Annotated in this window: 24 protein-coding genes; 11 read left to right on the forward strand and 13 right to left on the reverse strand. The window is 64.1% G+C overall.

Features of this window, described 5'->3' with window-relative positions; translation table 11 throughout:
• Positions 1-33: 33 nt before the first annotated feature.
• The 3 genes from KHO41_RS30595 to KHO41_RS30605 all read right to left on the reverse strand — a co-directional run bounded on the left by KHO41_RS30595 (position 34) and on the right by KHO41_RS30605 (position 1,871).
• Positions 34-915 carry an undecaprenyl-diphosphate phosphatase gene (locus KHO41_RS30595; RefSeq protein ID WP_211956990.1) on the reverse strand — a complete coding sequence of 294 codons (882 nt, stop codon included), beginning with the start codon at positions 913-915 and terminating at the stop codon, positions 34-36.
• A gap of 63 nt (positions 916-978) precedes the next feature.
• Complete coding sequence (locus KHO41_RS30600; protein WP_211956991.1) at positions 979-1,539, reverse strand: DUF1439 domain-containing protein; 561 nt, start codon at positions 1,537-1,539, stop codon at positions 979-981.
• A gap of 44 nt (positions 1,540-1,583) precedes the next feature.
• Entirely contained in the window at positions 1,584-1,871 is a 288-nt protein-coding gene (locus KHO41_RS30605) for a YkgJ family cysteine cluster protein (protein WP_211956992.1), read from the reverse strand.
• A 258-nt stretch (positions 1,872-2,129) separates the two neighbouring features.
• Between KHO41_RS30605 and KHO41_RS30610 the strand changes: the two genes are divergently transcribed.
• From KHO41_RS30610 to KHO41_RS30635, 6 genes are all read left to right on the forward strand, one after another.
• A complete protein-coding gene (locus KHO41_RS30610; RefSeq protein WP_211956993.1) occupies positions 2,130-2,951 on the forward strand; it encodes a TetR/AcrR family transcriptional regulator in 822 nt (273 codons plus the stop codon).
• Positions 2,948-4,060: an efflux RND transporter periplasmic adaptor subunit gene (locus KHO41_RS30615; protein ID WP_211956994.1), complete on the forward strand. Its 1,113-nt coding sequence runs from the start codon at positions 2,948-2,950 to the stop codon at positions 4,058-4,060. Before KHO41_RS30610 ends, KHO41_RS30615 begins: the two co-directional genes overlap by 4 nt.
• A gap of 12 nt (positions 4,061-4,072) precedes the next feature.
• Positions 4,073-7,288, forward strand: coding sequence for an efflux RND transporter permease subunit (locus KHO41_RS30620; RefSeq protein ID WP_211956995.1), 3,216 nt, complete (start codon positions 4,073-4,075; stop codon positions 7,286-7,288).
• Between the two features lie 118 nt (positions 7,289-7,406).
• A complete protein-coding gene (locus KHO41_RS30625; protein ID WP_211956996.1) occupies positions 7,407-8,060 on the forward strand; it encodes a protein-L-isoaspartate O-methyltransferase family protein in 654 nt (217 codons plus the stop codon).
• A gap of 12 nt (positions 8,061-8,072) precedes the next feature.
• Positions 8,073-8,396 carry a rhodanese-like domain-containing protein gene (locus KHO41_RS30630; RefSeq protein ID WP_011296935.1) on the forward strand — a complete coding sequence of 108 codons (324 nt, stop codon included), beginning with the start codon at positions 8,073-8,075 and terminating at the stop codon, positions 8,394-8,396.
• A 97-nt stretch (positions 8,397-8,493) separates the two neighbouring features.
• Complete coding sequence (locus KHO41_RS30635) at positions 8,494-9,987, forward strand: TolC family outer membrane protein (RefSeq protein ID WP_211956997.1); 1,494 nt, start codon at positions 8,494-8,496, stop codon at positions 9,985-9,987.
• 62 nt (positions 9,988-10,049) lie between these two features.
• Here the strand turns inward: KHO41_RS30635 and KHO41_RS30640 are convergent, their stop codons facing one another.
• The 4 genes from KHO41_RS30640 to KHO41_RS30655 all read right to left on the reverse strand — a co-directional run bounded on the left by KHO41_RS30640 (position 10,050) and on the right by KHO41_RS30655 (position 14,753).
• The gene (locus tag KHO41_RS30640) at positions 10,050-10,877 is read right to left on the reverse strand and encodes an META and DUF4377 domain-containing protein (protein ID WP_211956998.1); all 828 of its coding nucleotides are present in this window, start codon (positions 10,875-10,877) and stop codon (positions 10,050-10,052) included.
• Positions 10,878-11,000: 123 nt separating this feature from the next.
• Positions 11,001-12,290 (reverse strand): lipid IV(A) 3-deoxy-D-manno-octulosonic acid transferase, encoded by a 1,290-nt coding sequence (gene waaA / locus KHO41_RS30645; RefSeq protein ID WP_211956999.1) that lies wholly within the window; start codon positions 12,288-12,290, stop codon positions 11,001-11,003.
• Complete coding sequence (gene waaC / locus KHO41_RS30650) at positions 12,290-13,387, reverse strand: lipopolysaccharide heptosyltransferase I (RefSeq protein ID WP_376989050.1); 1,098 nt, start codon at positions 13,385-13,387, stop codon at positions 12,290-12,292. The genes waaA and waaC overlap by 1 nt, the downstream gene beginning before the upstream one ends.
• Entirely contained in the window at positions 13,368-14,753 is a 1,386-nt protein-coding gene (locus tag KHO41_RS30655) for a phosphomannomutase/phosphoglucomutase (RefSeq protein WP_211957000.1), read from the reverse strand. Before KHO41_RS30655 ends, waaC begins: the two co-directional genes overlap by 20 nt.
• A gap of 268 nt (positions 14,754-15,021) precedes the next feature.
• Here KHO41_RS30655 and KHO41_RS30660 point away from each other — a divergent pair, with 268 nt between their 5' ends.
• The 5 genes from KHO41_RS30660 to KHO41_RS30680 are packed head-to-tail and all read left to right on the forward strand — an operon-like array spanning position 15,022 to position 20,986.
• A complete protein-coding gene (locus tag KHO41_RS30660; protein WP_211957001.1) occupies positions 15,022-16,173 on the forward strand; it encodes a glycosyltransferase family 4 protein in 1,152 nt (383 codons plus the stop codon).
• Positions 16,160-17,473, forward strand: a complete 1,314-nt coding sequence (locus KHO41_RS30665; RefSeq protein WP_211957002.1) for an exopolysaccharide biosynthesis polyprenyl glycosylphosphotransferase — start codon at positions 16,160-16,162, stop codon at positions 17,471-17,473. The genes KHO41_RS30660 and KHO41_RS30665 overlap by 14 nt, the downstream gene beginning before the upstream one ends.
• Positions 17,474-17,511: 38 nt before the next feature.
• Positions 17,512-18,654 carry a glycosyltransferase gene (locus KHO41_RS30670; protein ID WP_211957003.1) on the forward strand — a complete coding sequence of 381 codons (1,143 nt, stop codon included), beginning with the start codon at positions 17,512-17,514 and terminating at the stop codon, positions 18,652-18,654.
• On the forward strand, positions 18,651-19,910 hold the full coding sequence (locus KHO41_RS30675; protein ID WP_211957035.1) for a lipopolysaccharide biosynthesis protein: 1,260 nt from the start codon (positions 18,651-18,653) through the stop codon (positions 19,908-19,910). Before KHO41_RS30670 ends, KHO41_RS30675 begins: the two co-directional genes overlap by 4 nt.
• Entirely contained in the window at positions 19,907-20,986 is a 1,080-nt protein-coding gene (locus tag KHO41_RS30680; protein WP_211957004.1) for a glycosyltransferase family 4 protein, read from the forward strand. Before KHO41_RS30675 ends, KHO41_RS30680 begins: the two co-directional genes overlap by 4 nt.
• Positions 20,987-21,016: 30 nt before the next feature.
• On the opposite strand, the gene KHO41_RS30685 is transcribed toward KHO41_RS30680, so the two are convergent.
• From KHO41_RS30685 to KHO41_RS30710, 6 genes are read right to left on the reverse strand one after another with little or no spacing between them, the layout of a single operon-like run.
• Entirely contained in the window at positions 21,017-21,688 is a 672-nt protein-coding gene (locus tag KHO41_RS30685; protein WP_211957005.1) for a DapH/DapD/GlmU-related protein, read from the reverse strand.
• A gap of 25 nt (positions 21,689-21,713) precedes the next feature.
• Positions 21,714-22,925: an acyl-CoA reductase gene (locus KHO41_RS30690; RefSeq protein WP_211957006.1), complete on the reverse strand. Its 1,212-nt coding sequence runs from the start codon at positions 22,923-22,925 to the stop codon at positions 21,714-21,716.
• Positions 22,922-24,028, reverse strand: a complete 1,107-nt coding sequence (locus KHO41_RS30695) for a LuxE/PaaK family acyltransferase (RefSeq protein ID WP_211957007.1) — start codon at positions 24,026-24,028, stop codon at positions 22,922-22,924. The genes KHO41_RS30690 and KHO41_RS30695 overlap by 4 nt, the downstream gene beginning before the upstream one ends.
• Positions 24,029-24,053: 25 nt before the next feature.
• A complete protein-coding gene (locus tag KHO41_RS30700) occupies positions 24,054-25,424 on the reverse strand; it encodes an AMP-binding protein (protein WP_211957008.1) in 1,371 nt (456 codons plus the stop codon).
• Complete coding sequence (locus tag KHO41_RS30705) at positions 25,424-26,170, reverse strand: SDR family NAD(P)-dependent oxidoreductase (protein ID WP_211957009.1); 747 nt, start codon at positions 26,168-26,170, stop codon at positions 25,424-25,426. The genes KHO41_RS30700 and KHO41_RS30705 overlap by 1 nt, the downstream gene beginning before the upstream one ends.
• A gap of 9 nt (positions 26,171-26,179) precedes the next feature.
• Positions 26,180-26,419: an acyl carrier protein gene (locus KHO41_RS30710; RefSeq protein WP_211957010.1), complete on the reverse strand. Its 240-nt coding sequence runs from the start codon at positions 26,417-26,419 to the stop codon at positions 26,180-26,182.
• Between the last annotated feature and the right edge of the window lie 146 nt (positions 26,420-26,565).

Raw genomic sequence — 26,565 nt, forward strand, 5'->3', positions numbered from 1 at the left:
TGGCCACGCCTTTTTTGCATTCAGCCTGCCGGATCAGGCGTGCCAGGAAATCAATCCCGAGTACGCCGTCGCCAGCACGATGATGCCGAATGCGATCCGGTACCACGCGAACGGCTTGAAGTCATGCGTTGCGACAAAGCGCAACAGCCAGCGCACGCAGAGGAAGGCCGACAGGAACGCGAAAACGAAACCAATGCCGAAGATGCCGAGATCATCGACGGACAGCAGGGAGCGGGCCTTGTAGAGCTCGTACACCGTCGCGCCGAAGATCACCGGGATGGCGAGGAAGAACGAGAACTCGGTCGCCACCTGGCGCGACAGGCCGAACAGCATGCCGCCGATGATCGTGGCGCCTGAACGGGACGTGCCCGGGACCAGCGCGAAGCACTGCGCGAGACCGACCTTCAGGGCGTCACGCCAGTTCAGATCGTCAACGGACTCGATGCGCGGCGCGCCGGCCTTGGCGGCCTGCAGCAGCGCATTGCCACGCGGGTTGGTCACCATGCCGCGGCGTGCGTCACGCCGTTCCGCAAGCAGGATCACCACGCCACCAATGATGAAAGCCAGCGCCACCGTGATCGGGTTGAACAGATGGGCCTTGATCCATTTGCCGAACACCAGCGCCAGCACGATGGCCGGCACCGTCGCCACGATCACGTTGATGGCAAAGCGCTGCGCTTTCGGGTCGGTCGTCAACCCGCTCAGCACGTTGGCAATGCGCCGGCGGAACTCCCAGCAAACCGCCAGGATCGCGCCGAACTGGATCACGATCTCGAAGATCTTGCCCTTCTCGTCGTTGAAATCGAGTAGCTGGCCGGCCAGGATCAGGTGGCCGGTGCTCGAAATAGGCAGAAACTCGGTCAGTCCTTCGACGATGCCGAGGATCACGGCTTTCAGGGCGAGTGCGATTTCCATGCGGATGGGGTGGGTTGGGCGGGGACATGCCCGATATGGACCGGGCGTTGCCAGCTGGGTGGCTCAGGGACGATTGATTTTGACGTTGATGCCGTCGGACAAGATCGTGATTGTACCGGGCTCGACATCCGATCCTGCAATGCGCAGCTGATCCGGACGGAAGGTGTAGAGCGCGTAGCCTTGCAGCAACTGTTCAGCCAGAATGCCGCCAAGCGCGTTGATCTGCCGGGAAAACTGCCCCGGCAGGCCCTGGACATCGAACTGCTGCACCTCGGGATCCTGCAGCACGACCGAATGGCTCGGCGCGTCGTAGCGCAGGCCACTGTCGAGCGCGAAGCGGCCTGTCAGTGCCTGGCGGAAGAACAACCTGTTGTCCACCGTAGCATCGAACTGCAGGTTGACGCGGTTGCGTGCCGGGTCGAGCGTCAGGCGCGGGTTGGCAAGCTGGATGTCGAAGATGTCCAGGTAGCGCTTGTTGAACGGAAACTTGCGTTCGAGCGCCGACTGCAACTGGCTTTGCGAGAACGTGTATTCATTGCCGAGGGAACCGCAGGCACCCAGCCAGGCAGTCAGCACGACAGCGGCGATGGCGCCAGCCCAGCGCCTCCGGGACATCCGGATCATATGGCCTCCGATGGATTTGGTTGGCGCGTGCCCGCTCGCCAGCCTTACGCGCCCGGTCCGCCCGGAGCGGTCAGGATCTCGAGTTGCGTAAGCCAGCGCAGCGCGGATTCGCGCGAGTCGCCGCACATTTCGGCGGACGGCTGCAGGCTGCCGCAGAAGGCGGGCCGGTCGGGGCGTCCGAAAACCGCGCACTTCGCATCCGGTAGCAGCTGCGCACAGCGCACGCCCGCCGGCTTCCCGGCAGGCATGCCCGGCAATGGCGATGCGATGGACGGCGCAATGCAGCAAGCGCCACAGCCTTCGCGGCAAGCAAGGTGAGACTGGCAAGTCATGGCGATGGTTCAGCGGCGTATCGGAACGGCAAGGGACTGCGAGGGACTGCAACAAAGCCGCCATTGTGCCCGAACACGGGACAGCCGCCCGGCCATCTGGCAGGCGCCTTCCGCCATGAGCATTGGACATCACCTGTTGTACGAGCGCCGCGCCCGAGGTTTGGGGCAGGGCGAACCCGAGTTGACCCTTCAATAGGGACCGCCCTACATTACTGACCCATAAGTTATTAAAGCCTGCGCCCCGCTGCTCATCTCATCATGGCAACCCCCGGCAAGACCAACGCCACCGACCACCCCGCTCCCCGCAAGGACGTCGAAGCCCCCCGCTGGAGCCGGCGCAAGGCCGCGCGCCCGCAGGAACTCGTTGCGGCGGCGCTCAACCTGTTCGTGGAGCGCGGCTTTGCCGCCACGCGCCTGGAAGACGTAGCAGCGGCGGCCGGTGTTTCCAAGGGGACGGTGTACCTCTATTTCGCCAACAAGGAAGAGCTGTTCAAAACCGTGGTGCGCGAGAACCTGGTGCCGGCGCTCGCCCGGGGTACGGATCTGGTCGACCGGTTCGAGGGCTCGACGCCGGAACTGCTGCGCGAGCTGCTGCGCGGCTGGTGGGGGCTGATCGGCGCCACGCCGGTGTCGGGGCTGACCAAGCTGATCATGGCGGAGTCTGGCAACTTCCCCGACATCGCCCGTTTCTACCAGGAAGAAGTCATGCGGCCCGGCGACGAGCTGTTCGCACGCGTGCTGGCGCGCGGCGTCGAGCGCGGGGAGTTCCGCGCCCTGCCGCCAAACCCGACCACCACGCTGGTCTGCGCGCCGCTGGTGTTCCTGATGCTGTGGCAGCGCGCGTTCGGCCTCTATTCGCACAAGGAAATCGACCCGGATGCGTACCTCGACAACCTGCTCGAGATGCTGCTGTTCGGCCTGACGGCCGGCGAGGCGCGCGACCGCCCGCTGCCGCCGAAGTCCGGGCCCTACATCTGGGAAAGGATTCGCGACGACATGGAAGCGCAACCGCTAGCCCAACGCACTGACGAGCTCGACACGGTTGCCCCCGGGGCCGCCGCACAACAAAACAAGACATGAAGCGAAACAAGAAGATCCTGATCGCCGTGCTGGGAGCGGTGGCCGTGCTGAGCGCAACGGCGGCCGTACGCAAGGCCAGCAGCGCGCGTCAGGCGCCCGCGCAGATCGCGGCGCCTTCGGTGGTGGAGTTCCTGCAGTCCGACCTGGTCCAGGCCGGCGCACAGGACCTGCGAGTCGCACTGCCGCTGTCGGGCAGCCTGCGCGCACTGAACCAGGCCTCGGTCAAGGCCAAGGTCTCCGGCGAAGTGCTGCAGGTGCTCGTGCGCGAAGGCGAGGCCGTACGCGCCGGCCAGGTCATCGTGCGCATCGATCCGACCGAATACGAAGCCAAGGTCGCACAGGCACGCGGCCAGATGCTGGCGGCGCGCGGCCAGTTCGAGAACTCGCGCCAGACCTGGGAGCGCAACCGCGAACTGGTTGGCAAGGGCTTTATCTCGAAGACCGCATTCGACAACTACCAGTCCAACCTGGACGTGGCGCACGCCAATCTGGATGCCGCGCAAGGCGGCCTCGCCGTCGCGCAGAAGGCGCTGAACGACACGGTGGTCAAGGCACCGCTCGACGGTATGGTCGCAGCACGTGCCGTGCAGCCTGGCGAGAAGGTATCGCCCGACACGCGCCTGATCGACGTGGTCGATTTGCGCGTACTGGAACTGGAAGCCCCGGTGCCGATGGCCGACGTGGCCCGCGCCTCGGTGGGCCAGTCCGTGCAGCTCGATGTGGAAGGCGCCGGGCAGTTTGCCGGCTCGCTCGTGCGCATCAACCCGGCGGTAAGCCAGGGCACGCGCAGCATCATGGTCTATGTGCGCGTGCAGAACGGCGACGGCAAGCTGCGCGCCGGCATGTTCGCGCGCGGCGCGCTGGTGCTCGGCCAGCGCAGCGGCGTCGTGTCGGTGCCGGCCTCGGCCGTACGCAGCGATGGCGAGCGCGCGTTTGTCTATGTCGTCGAGAACGGCATGCTTGTCGAGCGCGCGGTGCAGACCGGCGTGCGTGACGAAGGCAGGGGCATGGTGGAAATCGTCTCGGGACTGACGACCGGTACCGAAGTCGTGCGCAACAACCTCGGCACGCTGCGCAGCGGCAGCCAGGTGCGCCGCGTGAAGGCCTGAGGACGCGCCGCCATGTGGTTCACCCGCCTGTCGATCCAGAATCCGGTGCTGGCCACCATGATGATGATGGCGTTCATCGTCGTGGGCCTGTTCTCGTACCAGCGCCTGCCGGTGGACCAGTTCCCCGACATCACCTTCCCGGTGGTCGTGGTGCAGACCGAGTATCCGGGCGCCGCGCCGGAATCGGTCGAGTCCGACGTCACGCGCAAGGTCGAAGAGATCGTCAACACGATCTCCGGCATTGACGAAATTTTCTCGCACTCTTATCAGGGCACCTCGGTCGTCGTCGTCAAGTTCGACCTGAGCGTCGATGTCGGCCAGGCCGCGCAGGACGTGCGCGACAAGCTCGCGCTGATCCGCCCGCAACTGCGCGACGAAGTCGAAGAGCCGCGCGTGCTGCGCTACGACCCGACCGACGCACCGATCTTCTACCTGTCCGTCTCCAACGCGCCGGGCGCGCAGCGCAGCCAGCGCGAGCTGACGACGATTGCCGACCAGATCGTGCGCAAACGGCTCGAAACCGTGCGCGGCGTCGGCGCGATCAACATCGTCGGCGGGACCAAGCGCGAAGTGGAAATCCGCATCCGCCCGGCCCAACTCGAAGCGCTCGGCATCGGCATCGACCAGGTCATGAACGCGATCCGCAGCGAGAACCAGGAGCTGCCGGCCGGCGAACTGCGCTCGTCCTCCGCCGAGACCGTGGTGCAGATCAAGGGCCGCGTGCCCACGCCCGACGCGTTCCGCCACATCATCGTCGCACGCCGCGCGGGCCAGCCGGTCACGCTCGGCGAAATCGCCGACGTGCGCGACGGCCAGGAAGAACAGGAAAGCCTGGCGCTGCTCGATGGCAAGCGCGCCCTCTTCCTTTCGGTGGTCAAGGCACAGGGCCAGAACACGGTCGATACCGTCGACGGCCTCGTGCGCATGGCCGACGAGGTGCGCAAGCTCGTGCCCGCCGGCGTGCAGCTCACGGTGGTCAACGACACGGCACGCGGCATCCGCAGCAGCGTGAAGGAAGTCCGTTCCACGCTACTGGAAGGCGCGCTGCTGACGGTGGCGATTGTTTTCCTGTTCCTCGGCTCCTGGCGCAGCACGGTCATCACCGGCCTCACGCTGCCGATCGCGCTGATCGGCACGTTTGGCGTGATGTACCTGTGCGGCTTCACGCTCAACGTGATCACGCTGATGGCGCTGTCGCTGTGCGTGGGCCTGCTGATCGACGATGCCATCGTGGTGCGCGAGAACATCGTGCGCCACAACCTGATGGGCAAGGACCATCGCACGTCGGCGCTGGACGGCACGGCCGAGATCGGGCTCGCGGTGCTGGCCACCACGTTCTCGATCGTCGCGGTGTTCCTGCCGGTGGGGTTCATGGGCGGCATCATCGGGCGCTTCTTCCACCAGTTCGGCATCACCGTGGTGGCGGCCGTGCTGATCTCGATGTTCGTGTCGTTCACGCTCGACCCGATGCTGTCCTCGGTCTGGCATGACCCCGACCTGCACGGCACCGGCAACAAGACAAGCTGGTACGGCCGCACCATCGGGCGGCTGCTTGACTGGTTCTCGGCGCGCATGGATGCGCTGGGCCATGGCTACGCCGCGATGCTCGGCTGGGCGCTCAAGCACCGGCTGGCAACCACGCTGATCGCGATCGTCACGTTCTTTGGCAGCTTCGCGCTGGTACCGCTGATCGGCACAGAGTTCGTACCGGCTGCCGACCTTGGCGAAACACAGGTCGGCTTCACCACGCCGGTCGGCACCTCCATTGAAGTCACCGAGGCCAAGGTGCGGCAGGTCGAAGCGGCGCTCAAGACCTTCCCCGAAGTCGCCTATACCTACGCCACGATCAACGCGGGCAATACGTCCGGGCGCAACAATGCGCTGGTGTCGGTGCGGCTGGTCGATCGCCGCGCGCGCAAGCTGTCCACCGTGCAGCTGAACCCGAAGATTCGCGAGCGCCTGGGCAGCATTGCCGGCATCACGCTGACCATGGTCGGCATGCCCGATGGCGCTGGCGGCCAGAAGGCCGTGCAGGTGTCGATCCAGGGTGATGACCTCGACGAACTGCGCCGGCTGTCGCAGGAAGCCAGCCGCCGCATGCTGGCGATTCGCGGCCTGGCGGATCTGGATTCGAGCATGAAGGACGACCGCCCCACCATCGAGGTGCGCATCCGACGCCAGCTCGCGTCCGACCTCGGCGTCGGGGTCGCACAGATCGGCAATGCGCTGCGGCCGCTGCTCGCGGGTGACGCTATCAGCTCGTGGCGCGCGCCGGATGACCAGAACTACGACGTACGCGTACGGCTGCCGCGCGATGCGCGCACAGGGCTCGCCGACCTCAACGCGCTGATGATCGCCAGCAACCAGACCAACGCCGACGGCACGCCGAAGATGGTGCCGCTGCGCCAGGTGGCCGAGTTGGTGCAGACGACGGGCGCCAACCAGATCAGCCGCCGCGACCTGAACCGTGAAGTCGAACTGACCGCCAACACCTCAGGACGTTCCGCTGGCGAAGTCGCACGAGACGTCAAGGCAGCCCTGGACGGCATGACCTGGCCGGCCGGTTATAAATACCGCTTCGGCGGCTCGACCAAGTCGATGAACGAGTCGTTCGGCTATGCGGTGTCGGCGCTGGCGCTGGCCGTGATCTTCATCTACATGATCCTGGCCTCGCAGTTCGCGAGCTTCTTCCAGCCGATCGCGATCATGACGTCGCTGCCGCTCACGCTGATCGGCGTGTTCGCGGCGCTGCTGCTGTTCCGCTCGACGCTCAATATGTTCTCGATCATCGGCTTCATCATGCTGATGGGGCTGGTGACCAAGAACGCGATCCTGCTGGTGGACTTTGCCAATCAGGCACGGCACGGGCATGTGGATGGCGCCGACGGCCACGCACCGCTCTCGCGCGAAGCGGCGCTGATCGAAGCCGCGCGCGTGCGGCTGCGCCCGATCCTGATGACCACGCTGGCGATGATCTTCGGCATGGTGCCGCTCGCTTTCAGCCTGGGCGAAGGCGCCGAGCAGCGCGCGCCGATGGGCCAGACGGTGATCGGGGGCATCATCACGTCGTCGATTCTGACGCTCGTGGTCGTCCCTGTGATTTATACGTATCTTGACGACTTCGCGGCATGGCTGCGGCGGCGCTGGCAAGGGAAGGACGCAGCGCAGGCCAGACCGGCCGCCGAGGCCGGCGCGGCGGCCGTCGTACAACAGCGCAGCGCGGAATGAGCCGGACGACGCACCAGAGGGTTAAAATACTGGGTTTGACAAGATTGTCCGGCCGTGGCACCGCGCGGCTGCGACGCGATGACCCACATAGCGGTCGGCATTGGTAAGGAATGGCAAGATGGATCTCGAAAAAGCCCGATTCAACATGATCGAACAGCAAATCCGCCCGTGGGACGTGCTGGACCAGGAAATCCTGGACCTGCTGGCGGTGGTCAAGCGCGAGGAATTCGTTCCCGCCGCCTACAAGGGCCTGGCCTTCGTCGACATGGAGATACCGCTGCCGGGCGGCCAGAACATGCTGCCCCCGCGCGTGGAAGCTCGCATCCTGCAGGAACTGGCCGTACGCAAGCATGAGAACGTGCTGGAAATCGGCGCCGGTTCCGGCTACATGGCCGCGCTGCTGGCCAACCGCGCACGTCACGTGCTGACCGTGGATATCGTGCCCGAACTCGCAACCCTGGCCCGCCAGAACCTGGCCAATGCCGGCGTCACCAATGTCGACGTGGCCGAAGGCAACGCCGCTGATGGCTGGGCCGCCGCTGCGCCGTACGACGTGATCTGCATCTCGGGCTCGCTGCCGGCCATCCCGCAATCATTGCTGTCGCAAATCAAGGTCGGCGGCCGCATTGCCGCGTTCGTCGGTTCGCTGCCGGTGATGGAGGCTCGCCTGGTCACGCGCCTGTCCGACACCGAGTACCAGGTCGTGAACCTGTTCGAGACCGCGGTCAAGCCGCTGGTCGGCGCGGCCCAGCCGTCGCAATTCCGGTTCTGAGGAAGTAGCGCCATGCAGGTTATCCAACCCACCGAACTGGCCCAGTGGCTGGCCGATGCCAGCCGTGCCAAGCCGGTCCTGCTGGATGTGCGTGAGCCGTGGGAGGTGCAGACCTGCGCCATGCCCGGCATCACCCACATCCCCATGCGCGACATCCCGGCGCGCGCCGCCGAGCTGGACGAGGATGCGGACATCGTCTGCATCTGCCATCACGGCATGCGCAGCATGCAGGTGGCCGCGTTTCTCGAGCGCCAGGGCTACGCCAAGGTCTACAACCTCACCGGCGGCGTCGACGCCTGGGCGAGCCAGGTAGACCCGGCCATGCCGAAGTACTGAGAGGCCGAAGCCCCGCTTGGTTGCCGACCGCCCGCGAAGTCAAACCCAAACAAAAAATGACCGTTGGCCGCGCCTGTGCCGGCAACCTGGAGATGTGATGACGTTTGCGCCTTTCGCCGCGACCGGCAGGATGCGACTGGCAGTTGCGCTGTCCTTGTATGCGCTTCTGCAAGTGCCGGCGGCCTCGGCCGCCGACCTGCTGCAGGTCTACCGCGACGCCCAGTCCAACGACGCCCAGTTCGCGAGCGCACGCTCGCAACTGCTGGCCACGCGTGAAAAACTGCCGCAGGGCCGGGCCGGACTGCTGCCGCTGGTCACGGGCACGGCCGGCGCCACGCGCACCCGGCTTGACCAGACCGCGGCCCTGGCGCAGGGCCTGCCCAGTGCATCGGGGGTTCGGTTCTTCAACAACAACAACTGGGCCCTGCAGCTGAGCCAGCCGCTGTTCCGCTGGGATCGCTGGGAAACCTACAAGCAGGGCGAACTGGCCGCGATGGCCGGCGAAGTCACGTTCCAGCAGGCGCAGCTCGACCTGATCACCCGGTCCGCGCAGGCTTACTTCGACGTACTCACGGCGCAGGACAACCTCTACCTGGCCGGCGCACAGAAAAAGGCGATCGGCGAACAGCTCGCCCAGGCCAAGCGCAATTTCGAAGTCGGCACCGCCACCATCACCGACGCCAATGACGCCCAGGCTCGCTTCGACCTGGCCACGTCGACCGAGATCGCCGCACAGAGCGCGCTGGAAGTTACCCGCGCCAACTTGCAGCAGATCACGGGCAAGCCCGTGGACGAGCTGCTCGGCCTGCGGCCAGCCGCCGATCTGCCTGCGCCGGTGCCGGCAGATTCCAATGCCTGGGCTGCCCAGGCCGAGGCCAGCAACCTGCAGGTAGGCCTGGCCAACTACAACCTTGAAACGGCCCAGCGCGAAACCAACAAGGCAAAGGCCGCGCACCTGCCTTCGGTAGACCTGGTGGCGTCCTACGGCTTCACCAACCAGACCGGCAGCGCCACGCAGACGATCTCGACGCACTACAACGCCTCGCAGATCGGCGTGCAGCTGAGCATGCCGATCTTCGCGGGCGGCCAGATCCAGTCGCGCGTGCGTGAAACGATCGCACTGGCCGACAAGGCCGCGAGCGACCTCGAATTCGCGCGCCGCACGGCCGCGCAAAGCGCGCGCCAGAGCTATTCAGGCGTGTCCAACGGCCTGGCACAGGTCAAGGCGCTGGAAGCGGCGGAGCGCTCGGCGCAGAGCGCGGTGGAATCGAACCAGCTCGGTTATGAGGTCGGCGTGCGCATCAACATCGATGTGCTGAACGCCGAGGCACAACTGTTCCAGACGCGCGCCAACCTGGCCAAGGCACGGTATGACACGATCATGAACGGCCTGCGGCTGAAGGCTTCGACAGGCGTGCTGCAGGAAGACGATATCGTCCAGATCAACACGCTGCTGACGTCGACGCCGGGCGCCATGTATCAGTTGCCGCAGAAGGCGAAGATCGGCGCGATGACCACGCCCTCCCCTGCCTCGGCTTCGCGCCGCAGCGGCCGGCGTGAAGCGCAGGCAGCCGGCACGCCGCGCTCCTGAAGAAAACGACTGGAATGACGCAAAACGGGCCGCAATGCGGCCCGTTTCGTTTGGGTAGCGGCCTAGTTCGCCCGCGTGCGCGACTCCACGCTGAGCAACTGCCAGCGGATCGACGAGGCATCGGCCGGCGGATTCGGCACCTTGTACTCGCGCACCCGTAGCTTGTACAAGATGCCCGGCTCGAAATCGAGTCCTTCGATCGGGCCATACCAGAGCTGCCACGGCGCGTCCGGCGACTCACGCCAGCGATAGCACGTCATGCGGCCCACGCCGGTGCATTCCACGCGCTGCGAATCGATGTAGACGGTCTTCTCGACGCTGCCCGCGGCATCGATGCGCGCACCGCGCTGGCCAACGCCCTCGCGCTCGACAAACTGCAGCAGGTCCTCGCCGGCCGTTTTCCAGATGATCTGCCGCCCTGTGGACCCCGCCGAGGGCTGCGTGCCGACCGTCACGAACGGCGTTTGCATCGCCTTGAGCAGCGCCGACTCCAGCTCCATGCGCGGCGGCGGACAGGCCATGCGCGTGCCGGCCACGCGGTCGAAGCGGATGCCGGTATCGGTCTTGCCATAACTGCCGGTAAAGCGATTGCAGCCGCTCGTGCCACTGACGGTGCCTTGCGCGGCGTCGATGCCGCTGTTGAACTCGAAGATGATGGGCTGGCCGTTATCGCCGTGCGGGATGTCGCGCAGCGTGCCGTCGGGTTGTTGCCAGCGGATCAGTTCCCAGCGGCTGGGACCCGAGGATTGGGTCTGGTTGAGGGCGGGCGCGGTGGCAGTCGATTCCGGCGCCGGACCTGTCGCGCAGGCGCCCAGTGCGCCAGCGAGCACGGCTGCCGCTGCGCCGCGTCGGGCGAACCGGAGGCAGGTATCACGGGTGAATGTCTGCATGGGTGTTGGCTCCTGTCGTAAGGCGAGCCGGGCAGGCAGACTGCCCGGCGCACCAGGTTGATGCCCCTTAGAGCCTGGGGCATTGCCGCGAATTCCCTGCGGCGTCTTTTGCGCGATGCAGGCTCAGGCACCCAGCGCGGGCGCCAGCGCCGCCAGCGTGCGCACCGTGGCACCGCGGTGCACACCGGCAAACGTGCGGGCATGCGCGCGCATATCGGTCAGCGCAGCGGCATCGGCCAGCAGGCCGGCCGATGCCTGCATCAGTTCGTCGGCATTCGCCACGCGTCGGCACGCGCCCGCCGCGATGGCATCTTCCGTTGCCTGCGCAAAATTGAACGTATGCGGGCCGACCAGCACCGGCGTGCCCACTGCGCAGGACTCGATCAGGTTCTGCCCGCCGAGCGGCAGCAGGCTGCCGCCGACGAAGGCCAGGTCCGATGCCGCAAAGTACATCGCCATCTCGCCCATCGAATCGCCGAGCACGATGTCGGCGGTGATGGGCCCAGCCAGCTTGTCGATATCCATTCCGCTGCGGCGCTGGACCGAGAAGCCCGCGCGCTCCGCCATGGCCGCCACCTCGTCAAAGCGTTGCGGATGGCGCGGCACGAGCAGCAGCGCGGGCCGTGGCGTCTGCCCACCCAACTGCGCCCAGCGCGACAGCGCATCGAGCAGGAGCGGCTCTTCCCCTTCGCGCGTGCTGGCCGCGGCGAGCACGGCACGGCCGCCGAACGCCTGGTGCAGGCGATGGCCGCGCTCGACACCGGCCGGCGCCGGCTGCATGTCGAATTTCAGGTTGCCGGTGATCTGCACTGCATCGATGCCCAACGCCTGGAAACGCTCCGCGTCGCCGCTGGTCTGGGCCAGTACACCGGCAAAGTCCGCGTACATAGCCGCCGCGGCGCGTCCGAAGCGCGCCGTGCGGCGATAGCTGCGCGGCGACAGTCGGGCATTGACGAGAAACAGCGGCACGCCGGCACGGCGCGCGCCGCGTACAAGATTCGGCCAGACCTCGGTTTCCATCAGCATGCCCGCTGCTGGCTGGAAATACCGCAGGAACCGGCGCACGAGCCACGGCAGGTCGTAGGGCAGGTAGCACTGGAGCACGCGCGGCTCCTTGCCGAATAGCTGCGCGCCGGTCTGCCGACCAGTCGGCGTCATATGCGTGAGCAGCAGCCGGTGCGACGGATAGGCGGCCAGCAGCGCCTCGACGAGCGGCTGTGCGGCGCGGGTCTCGCCCACAGACACCGCATGCAACCACAGCCATGGACCTTGCGCGGGCAGGTGGCCGTAGGCGCCGAGACGCTCGCCCACATTCTGGACATAGCCCGGTTCCTTGCGACCACGCCATGCTAGCCGCAGCAGCGCCAGCGGCAGGATGATGACCCAAAGCAAGCTGTACAGAACGCGTAGCATCAGTTTCCTATCCTGCGCACACGGCAAGCGGCCTGCCAGACTTCATCGACCGTGGGCACGACGCCGTCGTCGCCCACATTGGCGATGCGTTCGGACCAGTAGCCCTCGGTCTTCCAGCGCCAGGTAGCGGTATAGATTTCCACGGTGGGCCGGCACAATGCCGCGGCAATATGGACCAGCCCGGTATCGACCCCCACCACGACTTCGGCGCGGTTGATCAACCCGAAGCCCTGCATGACAGAGAAGCGCGGCAGGACCTGCGCGCCGGGCACGCCTGCAGCAATCTCTTGCGCGGCGCGGCGCTCGGCCTCGTTGCCCCATGGGAGCAGCATCGTGAGTCCATCCGCCTGCAGGCGTTGGCCGAGTGCATGCCAGTTTGCCACCGGCCATTTCTTCTTCGCGCCGGCAGTGGCATGGAAGCACACCGCAAAACGCGCCGGCAGTTGCGCCCAGATCGGATCCTCGACATGGAGCGATCGCGCCGACGCACCAAAGAATTTCGGCGGCTCGGCCGGCGCCATGCCAGTCAGCGCCGCGCCCAGCAGGCGCGAGCGGCGCACCGAATGCGCCTGGCGCGGGACACGAACGGGATCGGTGTATAGCAGGCGCGCGACAGGCTCGTAGCCGGAGCCCTGCGTGCGGTTGCCAAGGCCGATGATCGGCGCAGTGGCCGACCGTGCAGCGACGCGCGCCACCACGGCGGTCTTCAGCAGCCCCTGGCTTTCGATCACCGCGTCATAACGCTGCGCGCGCAAGGCATCGCGGACCTCGCCGATCTCCTGCCAGATGGCGGACTGCCAGAAACGCTTGCGCCAGCGGCGCAGCGCAAACGGAATCACGCGCGCCACCTCCGGCAGCAGGCGCACGAGCTCGACATAGCCCTCCTCCACCACCCAGTCGATCTGCGCGCCGGGCCAGCGCGCGCGCAGGTCATGGATCAGCGGCATGTTGTGGACCACATCGCCGAGCGACGAGACCTTGACCACAAGGATGCGCGGATTGGCCGGCAGCACGAACGGCACCGCCTGCGTCACGGCTTGCGGCGACGCAGGTGCGGCCATGGCCTCACGCATCTGCTCAGAACGGGAGCTTGGCATCAGGCTTTTCGGCCAGGATCACGCGCTTGAACTCGGCCTGGATACGGGCCAGCGCCGCGTCGTTGTCAGCCTCGAAACGCATCACCACCACAGGCGTGGTGTTGGACGGGCGTGCTAGGCCAAAGCCGTCGGGATACTCCACGCGCACGCCGTCGATCGTGATCACCTCGCGCGCGCCGTCGAATTTCGCGTTGGCCCTGATCTTGTCCAGCAGCGTGAACGGCTCGCCCTCGGCGCACTTGAGCTGCAGTTCCGGGGTGTTGTTGGCGTTGGGCAACGCGTTCAGCACCGCGCTCGGATCGGCATGGCGCGACAGGATTTCGAGCAGACGCGCGCCCGTGTACAGGCCATCGTCAAAGCCGTACCAGCGGTCCTTGAAGAACACGTGGCCGCTCATCTCGCCCGCGATCGGCGCGCCGGTTTCCTTGAGCTTCGCCTTGACCAGCGAATGGCCGGTCTTCCACATCAGGGGCTCGCCGCCGTGCTCGCGGATCCACGGTGCCAGCTTGCCGGTGCACTTGACGTCGTAGATGACCTGCGCGCCCGGATTGCGGCCGAGGATCTCTTCGGCGAACAGCATCAGCTGGCGGTCCGGGAAGATGACCTGCCCGTCCTTGGTCACCACGCCGAGGCGGTCGCCATCGCCGTCGAAGGCCAGGCCCAGCTCGCAATCGGTCTCGCGCAGGCACTTCATCAGGTCCTGCAGGTTTTCCACGTGGGCGGGATCGGGGTGATGGTTCGGGAAGTTGCCATCGACGTCGCAGAACAGCTCGGTCACCTCGCAGCCCAGACCGCGGAACAGGTCGCCAACGAAGGCGCCGGCCACGCCGTTGCCGGCGTCGAGCGCGATCTTCATCGGGCGGGCCAGCTTCACGTCGCTCATGATGCGGTCAAGATACTGTTGCCGCACATCGCACTGACGGTAAGCCCCTGCGCCGCTGGCGAAGTTGCCGCCCTCGATGCGCTGGCGCAGGCTCTGGATCTGGTCACCGTAGATGGCCTTGCCGGCCAGCACCATCTTGAAACCGTTGTAGTCCGGCGGATTGTGGCTGCCGGTCACCATGATGCCGGAAGTGGCCTTTACGCCATCCAACTCGATGTTCGTGCCGAAATACACCATCGGCGTCGCGACCATGCCGAGGTCGATCACATCCATGCCAGTGGCGCGCAGGCCATCGACCAGGCCGCCAATGAGGTCGGGACCAGACAAACGACCGTCGCGGCCGACCACTACGGCCTTCTCGCCGGCCTCGGCTGCTGCGGAACCGAAGGACAGGCCGATCAGGCGGGCCACGTCGCGGGTTAGCGTCTTACCGACGATGCCGCGGATGTCATAGGCTTTGAAGATGCTGGGATCGATTTGCATAGGGGGTTCCAGTGATTAGATTCTGCTGGCAGATGCTGTCCCGGCAGCGGGACGCCCATTGCGCCAAAGGCGTTATTTTGCCGGATCGCGGAGATGGCCGGCGCTATAATCACGCCGCCGCCTCCAAAGGTGCGCCGTTCTGCCGTCCGGCGGCCTTGTCGCGCTTGCTCATGGCACCCCGGCGCATTCGTGCGCGAGGGCAGCCTTACGTGTCCTGCCTGATCTGACCTGCAATAAGCCAGCCTCGCTCCCGTTTGCCCGGAATCCCTTGTCAGCCACAGCCGCCCACCGCCCGCGCATTGCCTACCTGATCACGAACTCGGAGATCGGTGGAGCACAGGCGCATGTGGCAGACCTGATGCAAGCAATGCGCCAGCATGCCGATGTGACCTTGCTGGCGGGTGGCGACGGCCACCTGTTCGCCACCGCGCAGGTGGCTGGCATTCCGGCCGTACGCTTGCGCATGCTGGACAATGCGCTCTCTCCGGTGCGCGCCGTTCGGACCCTCAGAGAGTTGAATACCGCACTGCGTCAGGTTGCACCCGACATCATCCATGCCCACAGCGCCAAGGCAGGCGCACTTGGGCGCGTCGCCGGCAGGATGCTGGGGATTCCTGTGATCTATACGGTGCACGGCTTCGCTTTCAAGCCGGCCGCGCCCTGGCGCCAGCGCCTGGCGGCGCGCGTGACGGAATGGCTGCTAGCGCCCTTGGCCACCCGACTGATCTGCGTGGCGGACGGCGAACGGGAACTGGCACGCAGCCTGCCGATCGACGGTTCGCGCATCAGCGTCATCCGCAATGGGCTGGACGATGTGGCCGCGCGAGCCAGACCGGGTGGGCCGCTGCGCCGCATTGCCATGGTTGCGCGCTTTGCCCGCCCCAAACGCCCTGATGTGCTGCTAGACGCCTTCGCGCAGGCCGGGCTGACGGATTGCGAACTTGTCATGGCAGGCGATGGGCCGCAACTGCAGGCCATCCGCGCGCGGGCACAGGCCATGGCACCGGCACGTGTGGAATTGCCGGGCAGCGTCCATGACATTCCGGGCCTGCTGGCTTCGGCACAGGTGTTTGTGCTGGTATCGGACCATGAGGCCTTCCCCCTGTCCGTGCTGGAAGCCATGCGGGCCGGGTTGCCCGTGATCGCCAGCGATCTGCCCGGCATCCGCGAACAACTCGATGACGGGCGCTGTGGCATCCTGCTGGAAGACAACCGCCCGCAAACCCTGGCACGCGCGCTGCAAGCGCTGGCAGCCGACGCGCCCCGTCGCGAAGCCCTCGGCCGCCTGGCACGCCAGCGCTGGGAACAACAGTTCGGCCTGACACGCATGATCCAGGCCACCTGGGCCGTCTACCAGGACACGCTCGCCAGCGCACCGCGCTACCAAGCGTCCGCACGACAACGCCATGCAGAAAACTGACAGCCTGCGCCGGCCTGCGGCCAGCCGTGCCACCGGCTCCGAAACCATCCGCCGCGCCAGCCGCATGCTTGCATGGGCGCTGTTCGGGCTGCTGTTGTTCGGCATCAACATCGCGCTGGCCGAACTGGCGCAGCGCGCCGGCTTCGTGACCTACGTTTTCAACCGCACGCTGGTCTGGTCGATCGCGCCGTACCTGGCGGCCTTCGTCCTGCTGCACCGCTCGCTGCATCTGCCGGCGATGGAAGGCAACAGCCTCGCTGGGCTGGCCGCCACGCTGCCCTTCGCGGCATTGCTGTTCGTATTTGCCGGCTTCCACATCGAATACTCGCGGGGGGCTTTCCTGCTGGCCTACTTCACCACGCTGGCCTGGATCTGGTTCGGCTACCGGCATTTCGTGCGCAACTATGTACCGGTTTTCGGCTATGCCGATGCTGCCGCGCTCGCACAGCTGGAAGCCATGCTGGCCATGCCCGGCGCGGCGCCGGCCGGCCGCACCCGCTTCCAGCCCATCAGCTCGCTGGCAGAGGCCGTGAACTGCGACGGCCTGATGCTCGACCGCAACGCCGCGGCCGATCCCGAGCGTACCCGCGCCCTGGCCCAGTTCAAGCTGAGCCATGTGCGCATCTATTCGGTCGAACGCGTCGGCGAGATGCTGACCGGCCGCGTGGGCCTGGCGCACATCGACGAGAATTTCCTCGACGACTACGCCGCGCACTACTTCTACGGCTACCTCAAGCGCGTCATCGACATCGGCACGGTCCTGTGCCTTGCCCCGCTGGCGCTGCCGCTGGGATTGATCGTCGCCGCGGCCATCCGCCTGGAATCGCCGGGACCAGCGCTCTTCCGCCAGGTTCGCGCCGGTCTGCTGGGCAAACCGTTCACCATGCTCAAATTCCGCAGCATGGCTGTGGACAACTCAGGCAGCGCCCAGTTTGCAGCGCGCCGGGACCCGCGCGTAACGCGCGTCGGCCGGTTTATCCGCAAGTACCGGCTCGACGAGATCCCGCAGTTGTGGAACGTGCTGATCGGCGACATGAGCCTGATCGGCCCGCGTCCGGAACAGATTCCGATGGTCGAGGACTTCGAACGCACCATCGCCTACTACCCGTATCGCCATCTGGTGCGACCGGGTCTGTCCGGCTGGGCGCAGGTTCAGCAAGGGTATGTGGGCACGCACGAAGAAACCGTGACCAAGCTCAGCTACGACCTCTACTACGTCAAGCATTGCTCGTTTGCGCTGGACCTGCTGATTGCCCTGAAGACGATGCAGACGATCCTGACCGGGTACGGTGCCCGGTGACGGTGCAAGCATCGACCGGCATGCCCGCGCAGCGGCCCATGCGGATCCTGCTGCTTTGTACCGGCCTCAAGATGGGTGGCGCGGAACAGCAGATCGCCGCGCTTGCACGGCAATTCCTGCGTGACGGGCATGCGGTGGCGGTTGTCAGCCTGACGGCGGAGCAAGAGGTATCGTTGCCGGAGGGCGCCACGGTGCTGCACCTCGGCATGCGCAAGACCTTGCCGTCGTTTGCGATGGCGCTCTGGCGGCTGAATCGGTTTGTACGGCAGTGGCGGCCCGATGTCATCCACGCCCATATGGTCCACGCCAATCTTGCTGCGCGGGTCCTCGCCGCACTGACCGACGCGCCGCCCGTGCTTTGCTCGGCGCACAGCGCGCGCGAAGGCGGACAGGCACGCATGCTCGCCTATCGCATGACCGACCGGTGGGCGGCACTGACCACGCACGTCAGCGAGGCAGGACGACAGGCCATGATTGCAGCCGGCGCCGTCGAGCCGGAACGTATCCGCGTTGTGCCCAACGGCATCGACACCGCTCTATTCCGTCCGGATCCGGCACGCCGGCAGTCGTCGCGCGCAGCGTTGGGCGTGGACGCAGACACGCGAGTCGTTATCAACGTGGGCCGACTGGTGCCCGAGAAGGCCCAGCACGTCCTGATCGAAGCCTTCGCGCGATTGATGCGCCAAGCAGATTCCGCAACACCATCGACAGCCATGCGCTTGTTCATCGTCGGAGAAGGCCCCGCGCGAAGCGAGCTCGAGACGATCATCAACCGCCTTGGGCTTCAGCGTGTTGTCACATTGCTGGGCATGCGCCACGACGTACCGGCAATGCTGAATGCCGCCGACGTGTTCGCGTTGTCGTCCGATATCGAAGGCATGCCGCTCGTCATCGGCGAAGCGCTGGCCAGCGGCTGTGCGGTGGTGGCGACAGACGCGGCCGGTGTAGCGGAATTGCTTGGCGATGCCGGCAAGATCGTGCCTTGCGGCAATGCCGAGGCATTGGCGGACGCGCTGGACCGCGCCCTAAATTCCGGCATCGGCACGCCCGAGGAACAGATGGCCCGACGTCAGCGCATTGTGGACAAGTTCAGCCTCGAAGCCGTCGCCCGCCAATGGGTGGGTTGCTACGCCGCGCTGACCGGTGTGGCAGGCAACGGCATACCGGAGCCTGCCCGATGAGACGGCAAGTTGCGAGCAACCTCGCATGGATGCTGACGGAGCGCGGCCTGCAGGTCGCAGGCGGCATCGGCATCGTCGCCATGCTGGCACGCGGGCTCGGGCCGGAGGGATTTGCGCATTTCCAGTATGCGCAGGCGGTGGTGTATATCGCGGCGTCGGTGGCGTTGATCTGTGGTGGTGAGGTAGTGATTCCACGGCTGGTGGCGAATACGGATCCGGCCGCACAGCATCGGTTGGTGGTGCATGCCTTTGGGTTGCGGTTTGGGGCGGGCGTGCTGGCATATCTGATGATTGGCGCCTTCATGCTCGTGACCCAACAAGGACCGGAGACATGGATCCCGGCCTTGATACTCGGTATCGCCGTCCTGCTGCGCGAGCCTTCCGGCATCGTGACGGCATGGATGCAGTCCCATACCCGCACGCGGCCCAACGCCGTCATCAATATCTCTTCATTGATCGTCAAGGCTGCCGTTGTCGGGTTGTTGTTCTGGCTTGGTAACCAGAGTGTGCCGGCCTATGCGGCCGCCATTTCGGTCGAACCCATTCTTGCAGCATTGCTGTTAGCGCAGTTTTACCTGTCCCGTGCACCTAAGACGCCCGTCAACGCGGATGCCGGCCTGGCAAGGGAACTGTTCAGCAACGGCACGCTGTTCTGGGTCAGCTTCATGCTGATGATGGGATCCCGCCGCGTGGACCAACTGCTGCTCAAGCCATTCGTTTCGTTATCCGAATTCGGCGCCTATGCGGCGACCATGCAGATACTGGACAACTTCGTGACCGTGGCCAGCATTCTTGCCGCTGGCATCGCGCCGATGTATGTGTACGCGCAGCCGACGCTGGCTCAAGCTCGGCGGAATATCGCGCGAATCGCGGTTGGCATGGTAGCGGTTGGCGTCATGGGTGGACTCATCATCGCCATATCCGCGCACTGGATCATCCAACTGCTCTACGGCTCGGCGTTCGCCTCTGCCGCTGAGTTGTTGCAGCTTGCAGCAATCGTCTCCGCGCTCGTGTTCGCGGACGTGGGCCTTACGCTACTACCCGTCTATATGCGCCGGCCACAGTTGGTCGCCATCAAGTGGGGCATTGTGTTTGCTACCACTATCGTTGTGGATAGCATCGCGATACCGCACCTCGGGGCGCGCGGGGCGATTCTCGGATATGCCGTGGCAAACCTGCTTGCCATTGCGTTTGGTATCGCGATCTGGCTGCGTCAGACACAAGGGACACCTGCGCCGCACGGGGCAAAGGCATGAGCAAAGGTCGTCATGTCTGCTTTCTGACTGGGACGCTGAATGCGATGGCTGGGGCCGAGCGAATGACTGCGGTCATCGCGAATGCGCTGGCCGAATCGGGGCATACCGTCAGCATTTTGAGTCTGTGGGACAAGGACAGTTGTTTTCCGCTGCATCCATCCGTGGGACATGAGGCGTTGTTCGCGGAACGGCCATCGTTCAAGAAGGCCTATTTGGCTACTGTCGCGGGGATTCGCCGGTATTGTCGCGACCGGAAGGTCGACGTGCTCGTGCAGGTTGACACCATGCTTGCGCTATTTGCGCTGCCGGCTACGGTTGGGTTGGGGGTCGAGCATATTGCGTGGGAGCATTGCCACTTTGATGAGGATCTTGGGAGGCGGGCCAGGAGGTTTGCGCGGAGATTGGCGGCAAGGTATTGCAAGCATGTCGTTGTGCTGACAGAGGGGGACCGGCAACGGTGGGAAGACGCGCTACGGCCGCGTAGCCATGTGGTAGCCATCCCGAACCCCCTGCCTTTTGCATTTCCGGTGGAACCCGCACCGCGGACAGCGAAGACAGTGTTGGCGATGGGGAGACTAGTCCATGCTAAGGGCTTTGATGTGCTGATTCGTGCTTGGAAGCAGGTCTCTGCAAAAGCTCCGGATTGGAACCTCCTAATTCATGGGGAGGGCGAGGAGCGGCAGGCATTGACGGCGCTGATTGAGGAACTGGGGCTGAAGGACAATGTCAGCTTGCCGGGAATCTGTCAGAATGCGGCGGAAGCCTATCGCAACGCTTCCGTTTTTTGCCTGAGTTCGAGGTATGAAGGGTTCGGGCTGGTGTTGATTGAGGCTATGGCATTTGGGTTGCCGATTGTTTCTACGGATTGCAAGAGAGGCCCCAACGAGTTGCTGCAGCATGGCAGAAACGCGTGGGTGGTCCCGCTAGACGATGCCACCGCGCTGGCGCATGGCATATTGGCCTCTCTTGACAATGCCTCCCTGGCTGACCAGTTCGTCGAATGCGGTCGCAATAGTGCAACCGCATTCGACCTCAAATGCATTGCCCGGCAGTGGGCGTTGATGCTGTACCAGTGACAAGGCACCCGTGTAGACCTGCGCCTTGCTTCAGCGGGTTCTAAGCGGACTTACCTGGTAAGTCCCTCGGGAGGAGATTAGCACCTTGTCTCCCGTGTTGGCCCGAACACCCGCATGTGTATCCACAATACAATCGTCGCCAATGTGTACACGCGGGTAAATTGTCGCGCGCGTGCCCAGGAAGCAACGCGCGCCAATAGCGGCATAGCCGTTAAGTGCGGCATAGGGTGAAAGGATCGAGTACTCGCCAACGGATGCATTGTGACCAATACTACAGTGGACATTTGCAACCGAACCATCGGCCATCGCAGCATCGCGATTCACAATCGAGAACGGGCAAATAATCACGCCATGGCCGAGTCTCGCCGCCGGTGAAACGATGGCCGTCCCGTGCACGTATGTGGGTGTCGCGACTCCATTGGCTGAAAGCTGGGCCAAGACGGACTGGCGGCCTTGCGCGGTACCAATGGCCACAACGGCAACTTGTCCCGATTCGGCACGAAAATCCCCGATAGCCCCCAGATAAGGCTTGTCAATGCCCTCCGGAATCGTGGTGCTCCACTGTGGGTCGACGAGGAAACCGGCCACGGCAGGACCGCCCCGCAATGCCTCCTCGTTAAGATAGTCGTACAGTTCGATGCCAAAGCCGCCGGCACCGGCAATGACAACGGAGGAAATCGGTGAGCTATGAATTAGCGGCATATTTGAACAATCAGAGAACGTGGGCTTAAGCCACGGTAACCTCACGCATGAAGACTCGCAACAGGTCAAATCCGTCCCATACCGGGGCAAAATCCAGCGCATGGCCGAATGGCACGATGCGATCGATGCCGGCGAGGGGGAATGCTGCGACGAAGTCGCGCAACATCTGCGTCTCGACGCCTGCATAGGACAAGGTTTGCACAGTTCGATTCAGCAGCGGACGAATCGCGTCCAGGGTCGGCAGTGCAGCCTCGAAGAACAAGCCGGCACCGCAATGCAAGGTATCGTGCAAGGCCGGCTTCTCGAGCCACACTCGCATCAGATCGTTGGTTGCGGTCGTGCGAATCGAAACGTCCGCTTCGATTGCCAGCGTGTCCTCTGCCACGAGCTTGTTGACATAGTCCGCATCACCAAAACGTTGCTGATGAAGCTCCAGGTACTGTTCGAACCGTGTCCAGAAATCCGTGGAAGCCTTTTGAACCTGGCTCGTGTCACCGAGCCAGAGCACCAGACGCGGTGAGGAGCAAGCCATCTGGTCAAACCAGTAGGCGTCGTTGTAAAAGGCCTCGGTCCAGGTTGCCTTTTGGCCGTCATCGGCTTCCAGCCAGCTTTGGGAACCGATAAGTGCCAGCGAGTACTTATTGGCAAACGCCACCTCGGTCGCGGTTGGCGCAATGGGCAGCTTGCGAATCTGCTGGACGGTATTGTTGCCGCCCCAAATCACACGAACATCACAGACGGCCGAAAGACGCGCAGTGACGCTATCGCTGGCGGCATAGCGCACAAGCAGGGATCGTCTCGCAATTTCAGCGTGGGCCGGCTCTTTCAAGAGCCCCGCGATCGCGCCGACCAGCAGCTCAGCCTGCGGAGACGGCTTGGAAGACAGGCGAACAATGTTACGGTTGCCCGTCAACAGCGACAGGAACCACGAGTACACGAAGATTGTATCGACGTTTGACGGGGCGATATGAAATACCGTGCCGCGCGGTACCAGTAGCGCTACCCCCGCACGTGCTTCCATGCTGCTGCGAAGGCGCCCAAGATTGGCCCGACGCATCCAGAATCCGAGCGCAGTCAGTTCCGGATACGTGCGGGCTTCCGGCATGCGGATCAGCCGAGCGGAGAGCGCCTCGACAAAGGCCAGAGAGGCTTCGTCAAACGCGGGCAACGGCGGCACATCACGCAATTCCTCCGGGGATGGCGCGCCGGGAATGAGAGATTCGAAGTCAGCCATCATGAACTCATATTCACTGCCGTGGCGTCGGCGGCATGCGTGTCGCTGCAACCGCGCAGCTCCGCCTTTGCCACTCGCCCGTGGACCCGAAACGTCCTGCCGCGGCGGCCGCAGGGACAATCATCCAGACCGACCCATTCCCCAAGGTCTTCGGTCAGAAGGCTATGGCCGGGGTAACTCGTGGGTAGGACGGACAGCACCTGGATCAAGCCTGTCTGGCCCTTCGGCAGCACGGACCAGTCGCGCGCGTCACGGATCAGAACGTCGGCGAATGCAGGTGCGTGGAGCCTGCCATGCTCGCATTCCATGAAAACCGAACCCACCTGCTCGACCATGCCATAGAAATTGTGCACGGCGCGAATATTAAATTTATCGGCAAGCGCTGCCTTGAACGTTTCGTTATCGACCGACTCTTCCAACAGCTTCTTCCACCCGCCACTGTGAATGAGCATGGCGTCCTCGAACTTCGGCGCGTCCGGCATATCCTTGAGCGCCTGATACAGATACTTCCATACCATGAACGTAAAGCCGAAGATGAACACGCGCTGACCCTGGTGGCGCTCAAGGAAAGCCCGGATGATGTCAACGTCCGGAGCCATGTCCTCGTCGCGCAACGCATAGGTGTGGTCCCGGCCGAAATTCGACAGCCCGAGGATCCCCGCGCCGCGCGCCGAGAAGGATTGGCGATTCTTGATCACGCCCGGATGGTCGATGATCAGCATCGGCAACCGTGCCTTGCCCAGGAACTGCTGGAGGATCAGGACAAGTGTCTTTGTCTGTGCCATCGATGTATCGCGATCCAGCACGATGCGCGACACACGCTGCGAGGTGGTGCCTGACGAAGTCAGTACCTTGAAGACATTGCCCTTGTCGACCGAGGCAAGTTCATATTCCTTGAACAACCGCACGGGAATAAAAGGCACTTGCTCCAGGCCAAAACGTCGCTGCTCCTGAAAACCATGCGCGCGCAGGATACGCGCGTATGGCTCACAGTGTTCGGCGTGGTGCCAAGTCAGATCGCTCAGCGTTTTCGCCAGATACGACGACTTTTCGCCGTGCTCCATGCCGTAGACGGGCCATGAAAAGTATGGGCGTTCGGATGTCATTTCGTTTCGCTTGGAGTGACGGCTGTCAGGGGCAGAGCGCGGCAAGCAACTCCGCATATTGAACTTTGCCCGCGGTCGACAGCGGGAAGTCCTCAACCGCATGTACGCGGATTGCGGATCGGTGCAAGCGGTATCGCGCGCTGGCGTGGGCCGTCAGTTTGTCCTTGGTGTCTTCATTGCCGCCCCGTACGGCGATGACCAGCAGGTCATCACGTCCCGTGACGGCCACATCATAGCCGTCATCGCGCAGCTGCATTTCAACCTCATCGAGACCGATACGGTTGCCAAAAACTTTGATGAAGCGCTTGATTCGGCCCACGATGTGGAAAAAGCCGTCCTCGTCGCGCATAGCTAGGTCCCCGGTCAACAACACGCCATTGAGGGCATCGGGTTCAGCAAGGTCTTCAACATCATTCGCATAACCCATCATGACGTTCGGGCCGGTGTAGCGCAACTCGCCCGTTTCACCGAAAGCGCTAGTCACATTGCCGTCTTCGCCAATAATCTCCAGCTTGCCACCGGGAATTGCAACGCCTATCGAGCCAATCTTCTCCGGCAGCTTGTGCGGAGGCACGTAAGATATTCGAGCAGTGGCTTCAGTCTGCCCGTACATCACGAAGAAGCGCTGGTTCCGCGACTGCGCGAGTTCGCCAAACCACCGGGTCATATCTGGTCCCAGTCGCCCGCCCGCCTGGGTCATCGTGCGTAGTGACGGCAACTCCATGCGCTCGAAACGCAATTGCTTGAGCATGGAATAGATCGTGGGCACGCCCGCCAGGCTGGTCGCGCCATGCTCGCGGAACAGATCCCAGAACTTGCGCGCCGTCACCGGCTGGCCGGTCAGAAGCACCGTCGCGCCAACCGATAGGTGACTGTTCAGGACCGACAGCCCATACGAATAGTGAATCGGCAGCGAGGTAATGGGGCGTTCCTCCGGTCCGAGCTCGAGGTAATGCACGATCGAGGCCGCATTCGCGTCGAGGTTGGCGGCCGTCAGCTTCACGAGCTTTGGTGAACCAGTACTACCGGAGGTGGAAAGCAGCACCGCCACATCGGGGTGCACTTCCGGCGCAGGTCGACCCAGCGATATCCAGTTTCCGCCTGAGTCGTGCACGTGCGACACGTCGAAATGATCGTACAGTCGCCTGCGAAGCTGTTCGTCCAGTTGGGCATCGACCAACAGAGCCGGGTATCCATTGCGCAGCGCACCCAAATAGGCAGCGACAGAAGCGAGCGTGTTCTCGCATTCGATGGCAACCAGCGCCCCGAGTGGGATGGCGGCCCCCACATAGACATCATCAGCGCGTTGCGCGAGTTGCGCATATGTCAGGGTCCGACCGTCCTCCAGCACCAGGGCCAGACGCTCGCCAAATGACTGGAGTCTTGCGGCAAACATTAGATCAGCATCCCCCCGTCGACACCAATGGTCTGCCCGGTAACATAGGAAGAAAGGTCAGATGCCAGAAACAGCGCCACCTTCGCGATCTCTTCCGGGCTGCCCACGCGCCCCATGCGTACCGATGCAACCCGCTCTGCGAATTTTTCCGGACCAATCGAGCGTGCCATATCGGTGTCGATGAATCCCGGGGCAATGGCATTGACCCGAATATTCTGGGGGGCGAGTTCTTTTGCCAGCGACTTTGTGATACCAATGACCGCAGCCTTGCTGCCGGCATATACGGCCTGGCCGACGTTGCCATTGGTACCGATGATGGAAGCGAGGTTGATAATGCTACCGCCCTTATTTCGGGCCATCAGGCGGCTCGCATATTGGGCACAATACAGAACCCCGTATGTATTCGGCTCGAAGACCCGGTGGATCTGGGCTTCAGTCACCATGCTGATCAGGGCATCGTCGAGCACGCCCGCATTCGAGACCAGCACGTCCAGGCGCTTGGTAAGCTTGAACAGGGTCTGAAACGCGTCACGAACACTTTCGGGACTCGCGACGTCCAGTCCCAGGACCGTCGCCTGCACGCCTGGCACCGTCGCTTCGAGGCTGGCTTTCGCTTCCTCCAGCTTCTCCACCGAACGGCCGGAGAGCACAACGTGCGCGCCCTCTTCGGCAAACAGGCGTGCCGTGGCATAACCGATTCCGCGTGCAGCGCCGGTCACCAGTGCGATCTTGTCCTTGAGTAGCATTCGGCGATCTCAGAAAGTGACGTTGTACTTGACCAGGATTTCCTTTGCCTTGCCTACGGAACTCATGTCGACGATATCGTCCGTGTCCATCATGATCTCGAAGGCGTTCTCGATTTCCGCCACCAGCGCCATGTGAGCAACCGAGTCCCACTCGGGAATGGTGTTGTAGGTGAGTTCATCAGTCACCTTGTCGGTGCTGATATTGAGCGACTGCGCAAATACGGTATGAAGCTTCTCGCTATTGTTCATGAGATCTAATAGGAACTAAAGGAATCGATATTCCCTTGCGCGAAGGGAGATAACCTGCTCGCCGATTCGGTTTCAGCTGAATCGGCAGCGGAAGGGAGACAGATCCCGCGATTGTAAACTATTCAGTGCGCCGATTCCGCAGGCAA

Origin of the sequence: Cupriavidus numazuensis (assembly GCF_905397435.1) — a bacterium.
Taxonomy (GTDB): Bacteria; Pseudomonadota; Gammaproteobacteria; order Burkholderiales; family Burkholderiaceae; genus Cupriavidus; species Cupriavidus numazuensis.

Bases quoted from the DNA above. Each gene is read 5' to 3' on its own strand.
- KHO41_RS30595 (WP_211956990.1), bottom strand. From the start codon at position 915: ATGGAAATCGCACTCGCCCTGAAAGCCGTGATCCTCGGCATCGTCGAA.
- KHO41_RS30600 (WP_211956991.1), bottom strand. From the start codon at position 1,539: ATGATCCGGATGTCCCGGAGGCGCTGGGCTGGCGCCATCGCCGCTGTC.
- KHO41_RS30605 (WP_211956992.1), bottom strand. From the start codon at position 1,871: ATGACTTGCCAGTCTCACCTTGCTTGCCGCGAAGGCTGTGGCGCTTGC.
- KHO41_RS30610 (WP_211956993.1), top strand. From the start codon at position 2,130: ATGGCAACCCCCGGCAAGACCAACGCCACCGACCACCCCGCTCCCCGC.
- KHO41_RS30615 (WP_211956994.1), top strand. From the start codon at position 2,948: ATGAAGCGAAACAAGAAGATCCTGATCGCCGTGCTGGGAGCGGTGGCC.
- KHO41_RS30620 (WP_211956995.1), top strand. From the start codon at position 4,073: ATGTGGTTCACCCGCCTGTCGATCCAGAATCCGGTGCTGGCCACCATG.
- KHO41_RS30625 (WP_211956996.1), top strand. From the start codon at position 7,407: ATGGATCTCGAAAAAGCCCGATTCAACATGATCGAACAGCAAATCCGC.
- KHO41_RS30630 (WP_011296935.1), top strand. From the start codon at position 8,073: ATGCAGGTTATCCAACCCACCGAACTGGCCCAGTGGCTGGCCGATGCC.
- KHO41_RS30635 (WP_211956997.1), top strand. From the start codon at position 8,494: ATGACGTTTGCGCCTTTCGCCGCGACCGGCAGGATGCGACTGGCAGTT.
- KHO41_RS30640 (WP_211956998.1), bottom strand. From the start codon at position 10,877: ATGCAGACATTCACCCGTGATACCTGCCTCCGGTTCGCCCGACGCGGC.
- waaA (WP_211956999.1), bottom strand. From the start codon at position 12,290: ATGCTACGCGTTCTGTACAGCTTGCTTTGGGTCATCATCCTGCCGCTG.
- waaC (WP_376989050.1), bottom strand. From the start codon at position 13,387: ATGCCAAGCTCCCGTTCTGAGCAGATGCGTGAGGCCATGGCCGCACCT.
- KHO41_RS30655 (WP_211957000.1), bottom strand. From the start codon at position 14,753: ATGCAAATCGATCCCAGCATCTTCAAAGCCTATGACATCCGCGGCATC.
- KHO41_RS30665 (WP_211957002.1), top strand. From the start codon at position 16,160: ATGCAGAAAACTGACAGCCTGCGCCGGCCTGCGGCCAGCCGTGCCACC.
- KHO41_RS30670 (WP_211957003.1), top strand. From the start codon at position 17,512: ATGCGGATCCTGCTGCTTTGTACCGGCCTCAAGATGGGTGGCGCGGAA.
- KHO41_RS30675 (WP_211957035.1), top strand. From the start codon at position 18,651: ATGAGACGGCAAGTTGCGAGCAACCTCGCATGGATGCTGACGGAGCGC.
- KHO41_RS30680 (WP_211957004.1), top strand. From the start codon at position 19,907: ATGAGCAAAGGTCGTCATGTCTGCTTTCTGACTGGGACGCTGAATGCG.
- KHO41_RS30685 (WP_211957005.1), bottom strand. From the start codon at position 21,688: ATGCCGCTAATTCATAGCTCACCGATTTCCTCCGTTGTCATTGCCGGT.
- KHO41_RS30690 (WP_211957006.1), bottom strand. From the start codon at position 22,925: ATGATGGCTGACTTCGAATCTCTCATTCCCGGCGCGCCATCCCCGGAG.
- KHO41_RS30695 (WP_211957007.1), bottom strand. From the start codon at position 24,028: ATGACATCCGAACGCCCATACTTTTCATGGCCCGTCTACGGCATGGAG.
- KHO41_RS30700 (WP_211957008.1), bottom strand. From the start codon at position 25,424: ATGTTTGCCGCAAGACTCCAGTCATTTGGCGAGCGTCTGGCCCTGGTG.
- KHO41_RS30705 (WP_211957009.1), bottom strand. From the start codon at position 26,170: ATGCTACTCAAGGACAAGATCGCACTGGTGACCGGCGCTGCACGCGGA.
- KHO41_RS30710 (WP_211957010.1), bottom strand. From the start codon at position 26,419: ATGAACAATAGCGAGAAGCTTCATACCGTATTTGCGCAGTCGCTCAAT.